Annotated in this window: 3 protein-coding genes and 1 pseudogene; all 4 read left to right on the top strand. The window is 55.8% G+C overall.

Annotated elements, in window-relative coordinates:
* Positions 1-319 precede the first annotated feature (319 nt).
* The gene (locus EJ903_RS26055; protein WP_342772200.1) at positions 320-1,477 is read left to right on the top strand and encodes a radical SAM protein; all 1,158 of its coding nucleotides are present in this window, start codon (positions 320-322) and stop codon (positions 1,475-1,477) included.
* Positions 1,474-2,670: a glycosyltransferase family A protein gene (locus EJ903_RS26050; RefSeq protein ID WP_158628026.1), complete on the top strand. Its 1,197-nt coding sequence runs from the start codon at positions 1,474-1,476 to the stop codon at positions 2,668-2,670. The genes EJ903_RS26055 and EJ903_RS26050 overlap by 4 nt, the downstream gene beginning before the upstream one ends.
* Before the next feature lie 245 nt (positions 2,671-2,915).
* Positions 2,916-3,164, top strand: a pseudogene (locus tag EJ903_RS27900) (transposase); the annotation flags it as partial.
* Between the two features lie 40 nt (positions 3,165-3,204).
* On the top strand, positions 3,205-3,415 hold a 211-nt coding region (locus tag EJ903_RS27895; protein WP_483964205.1), incomplete at its 3' end, for a transposase.

Genomic DNA, 3,415 nt, shown 5'->3' with positions numbered 1-3,415 from the left:
GTAAAGATGCGCCGTGTCGTCGTCATTCTTGACCTCTCCGCTCCATCTGGAGCTTAGCAGAGGTGTCCACCGATTCGGAGGAGGGTCACTTGCCACCGATCCCAGAAGGTGGAAGGGCCGTCCACCACATCACCTCACCGAGCCAGGCGAAAGCGTGCAGGATGGTCCGACGAATACGCGCGATCCATTCTCGGCCAAATGCGATAGCCGTGCCTACCGAACCTTGCTAAGTTGTTCATTTGATGTCAGTATATTTTCCGTGCTTTTATGATACATTGTACTGCTGCTGCTGAGGTGTTCGATGGAGCGTGCAACCTTGATGGATGCCGATATTGATCGGTTTCTCCACATGCCGTTTCTTCCTCAGCTGTGTTTGGAGCTGAACACGTCTTGTAATCTGGGCTGTGTCTATTGCCATTTTGCGCCGACAACTAGACGGGGCAAGGAAGCGCCCCCGGAGTTGCTTGATCGTATCAAGGAATTCTGCCGTCGGTTTCCGATCGATCATGTCACGCTTGCCGGAGACTCCGAAACCACTCTTTATGTGGGGTGGATGGAGTTCGCCCGCGATCTGCTGGATATTGGCATGAAGCTGCGAATAATCAGCAATTTCTGCAAAGGTTTGTTCAACGATGATGAGATCGACGTGCTTTCACGCTTTCAGGAAGTCGTCATCAGCCTGGACAGCGACAATGCGGAGCTGATGAGAAAGGTGCGCTACCGCGCCGATCTTCGGACTATCGTCACCAACCTCCAGAGGGTGCGTGCCGCCGCGGTGCTGAAGAACCGTCCGATGCCCCGTTTGGTTTGCAACATCACCGCCTATGACCGAAACATCATTCACATCGACCGCACTGTCGCCTTTGCCCTGGCTTCTGGCTTCACGCTGGTTCAGATCAATCCGTTCGTCGAACTGGAGGAGGTGCCAGGTGGTGAGAACGATCTGCGCGATAATCCCAATGCATGGGATGTCCGAAAGGTGGATACGCTGAGCCCTGACGCTGCGATGCAGGCAAAAGAGGCACTGGAGCGGGCCGTAGACCTGTGTAGGCGCCATGGCGTGCCGATCACGATGCAGGATCGGCTTCATGAACAACTGAACCGGTGCCTGACCGACGCCCCTCCTGCTTCTCTGTCTGGTAGCCCTCCGCTTCCTCCGGAATCTCGCCGCACCAAACATTGCCACTTCCCCTGGGATTATCAGCAGATGACCTGGAACGGGGACATGCTGCCCTGTTGCATCGTGAAGGATCAGTTCATTGGCAATGCGCTAGACCCGGGAGGCGTCGCTGGAGGCTTTAATGGACCCGTTATGAAGCAGTACCGCCGCGGTCTGCTGACGGGCGAACTGATGCCTGCCTGTGCCAATTGTACCTATGCTACCGATACAACGACGCGCCGGTTGCGCAGCAGCGTCGAAGCTATGCTCGGTCTGACCGGACGGCCGGAGCCGGAACGCTTGGGGAATACCACGTGAGTCTCGTTAGCATCTGCATCAGCACACGCAACCGTGCCGCGAAGTTGGAACGCCATCTGCGGCATATTGCAGGATTCCAAGAATTGAACTACGAGGTCGTTGTTTCGGATAACCAATCCGAGGACGACACGTCGGCCGTGGTCAAACGCATGCGTGCGGTGTTGCCCCGCCTGCACTATGTGCGTCAGCCAAAGCCACTGGGCAGTTGGGAGTCGATTTCGGCTGGTTGTGCCAACGCCGCAGGCGATTATGTCATCTGGATTGCCGATGACGATTTCCTGATCGAAGAGGGTGTGCTTTACGCTCAGCAGGTTATGGATCGCGAACCCGATATTTCTGCCGTGTTCGCCCAATGGCGTGACTATTTCGAAGACACTGGAGAAATTGGCAACATCACCCAATTCTTCCCAGAGGAAAAATCGTATTCGCAGGCCGATATGGTCAAGCTCTACTCCGACTATTGGATCCTGGAGTTGCCCATTTTTCGTCGTTCGGTTGCAATGAAATGGATGACTCCGCTTGCGTTGCAAATGCCTCTGGATTTCCATGCCATCAGTTGTTTCTTGCGACATGGCCGGATTCAGATGATTCCCAAAACGATTGCCCATGTCACCCGGCACCCTGGCCAGCAATCGCGACTGATTTATGAAAAGGACTATATGTTCAGTCATATCAGCGATTTGGAATTGTACATCCAAGGGATTCCGGCATACGCACGGCCGCGCAACGACGGGATGCTGGCGCAGAAGGTCGTCTCCCATTATTTGTGGTGTGCATTGCGGGCGCGGGAAGACGGGAAATTCTTTCTTGCCCGTCAGTATCTGCTGAAAGCCATGTCTTATGGACAGGATCCTGGCCGGGAGGAGGCTGCCGCATTCCAACGCGATCACATGATGTCGTTGATTCTGGAATATCTGGATCAGTTGGCTCAGGTTGCCCACCCGGTCCCTGAAATGGTTTTTGAAGATCAGGGGCTGGCCTGCACGTTGGCCGAGTCGTATATGGCGCGTCATCCCGACGTCTCGGTACGTCTGGTCCCGCGCGACGATCTGGTCACCGAGCCTTTCCCGGCCGATACGATGATCATGGTGAACGATACCGCCACGACTGCGGCTCGCCGTGAGCATCAGGGCGGCCCAACCCGTAAACTGCGAGCCATATCTGACATCGTCGAGGTATGCCGGCTGATATAGGCCAATGATAAGGGTTACGAGCGTACCCTTTTCTTCCCGAAACGGCTTCTGTGACCGAGATTGCGCGTGGGTTCACGGGAGACGGAGGGCACAATGGGAGAAGGCGTCAGGCTTCATTCCAGGCTTGAAGCCATGGATGAAGGCAGGCTGTATCGACGGATTGAAGTGATTACAGGACGTTGACATTCAGGATTCCCGTGGACACGAAAATCTGATTCAAACTCCTTTTCGGGAAGGAGGTTTGAATGAGCGGGGTTCGTTTGATCTTGAAGGATCATCAGTGGGATCGGATGGAACCACATTTGCCGGGCAAGCGCGGCGATCCCGGCCGAACTGGCGCTGACAACCGCCTCTTTTTGGAAGCCGTGCTCTGGCTGGCCAGAACGGGGTCGCCATGGCGCGATCTGCCGGACTTCTTCGGGAACTGGAACAGCGCTTTCAGTAAGCGTCGTCTGATGGACGCCTCGAAAAACTGTAGCGTGTTCGGCGTTCTGGTGATTCCCTTGTTTTTGAAGGCGGGGGGGGGGCGGAAGCATGGCCGGTCAAGCAGGGCTGTTCGATCTTCAGGATCGCTATGCAGAGTTGAGCAAGAGCGGCGATCCGCTGGAGCGTCTTTTGTCGGTGGTGAATTTCGAGATTTTCCGTCCGACGCTGGATGCGGCCTTGGGGCGCAAGGATCGTTCCCGGGGCGGTCGGCCGCCGCTGGACGCGGTGATGATGTTCAAGATCCTGGTACTCCAGGCGC

The sequence above is a fragment of the Azospirillum griseum genome (genome assembly GCF_003966125.1).
In the GTDB taxonomy this organism is placed as follows: Bacteria; Pseudomonadota; Alphaproteobacteria; order Azospirillales; family Azospirillaceae; genus Azospirillum; species Azospirillum griseum.
This window is presented reverse-complemented; position numbering and strand designations above follow the sequence as displayed.

What these genes read in the sequence shown, in the direction of transcription:
- EJ903_RS26055 (WP_342772200.1), top strand. Translation starts at nt 320, where the DNA reads ATGGATGCCGATATTGATCGGTTTCTCCACATGCCGTTTCTTCCTCAG.